Raw genomic sequence first — 1076 nt, 5'->3', positions numbered from 1 at the left:
TCGGCATGATTGGTCTGTTGGTTATTCAACATACGCTCTAATATGTCTTTAATGTCCTTTTGATTGAGCGTCATTTCTTTGATGATTTTTTGTTGTTCCGCAGGCGTTTGAGAGGTTACTTTTGCTCTAGCATCTTGTAGCTGGGCGTCGTTTGTGATTGGTGTATAGACGTATCCTGCAACTTTGTCATAACCTTCAGGAAGACTACCTTTATACCAACCACTACAAGTTCCACCATCACAATATCCCCAATTATATGAACCATTATATTTATCTATTACCCAAGCATAGCCTTCTATATTAGGTCTTGGTCTAACATTAGAACCTGAACCAATATCGACACGTCTCAAATATAGTTGGGAATAACTACCGTCTTTGTTCTTTGAGGCTTCAGCAAGCATTTTTCCTGATGTCGTCCATCCTTCCGCCTGTTTCGCTGCGGCTGCTGCTCCTTCGGCTGCTTTTTTGGCGGCTGCGGCAGCGATTGCTTCGCCTAATTGACCGCTTTGTTCCTTCTGCATTTGCCATTGATAAAAACGTTCTCCAGCTTGTCTGAAATCTTGAGGAGACGGGCTATCAATCAAACCTAATCCACGTCCTAAATTCCCCAAGGACTCTGCAATTCCTCCAAACAAATTATTTCCAAAAGTACCAGCCATTAAAACACCACTTTCGACAGCACCTTTATAATCTCCTGACCTTATTCTTGCTCCCATCAAACCACTATGTTTATCAACCGCATCTGCCAATGCACCACCTGCCCAAACGCCATTTATAGTATTCTGCAATTTTGACGAGCTTACAGTCTGCGTTTGTGTCGTTCTAAACGTTCCTTTCTCGCCATAATTGCCCGTTGCGGTTATGGTTTTCGACTGACTACCTTTTATGGAATCGCCCGACTTGGTTACGGTCGGTTTGCCGTTGTTTTGACTTTGCACGCGCCATACGCCTGTTTTCGGGTCGTAGCCTTTTTGTCTCAAGGCTTGCTCAGACGGGAAACCCGCCCCCTGATGTTGTGCCGGCGGCGGCAGCCCTACTTCTGCGCTTACAGGAGCAGCGAATAAAGCAGCAGACAG

Annotated in this window: 1 pseudogene; it reads right to left on the bottom strand. The window is 45.3% G+C overall.

Annotation, left to right across the window (positions count from 1 at the left end):
* A pseudogene (locus HMPREF2572_RS02475) lies at positions 1-1076 on the bottom strand (hypothetical protein); the annotation flags it as partial.

This window comes from Neisseria sp. HMSC064E01, from assembly GCF_001808875.1.
Classification (GTDB): Bacteria; Pseudomonadota; Gammaproteobacteria; order Burkholderiales; family Neisseriaceae; genus Neisseria; species Neisseria sicca_A.
The sequence above is the reverse complement of the archived record's forward strand: the minus strand, read 5'-3'. Positions and strand labels throughout refer to the sequence as shown.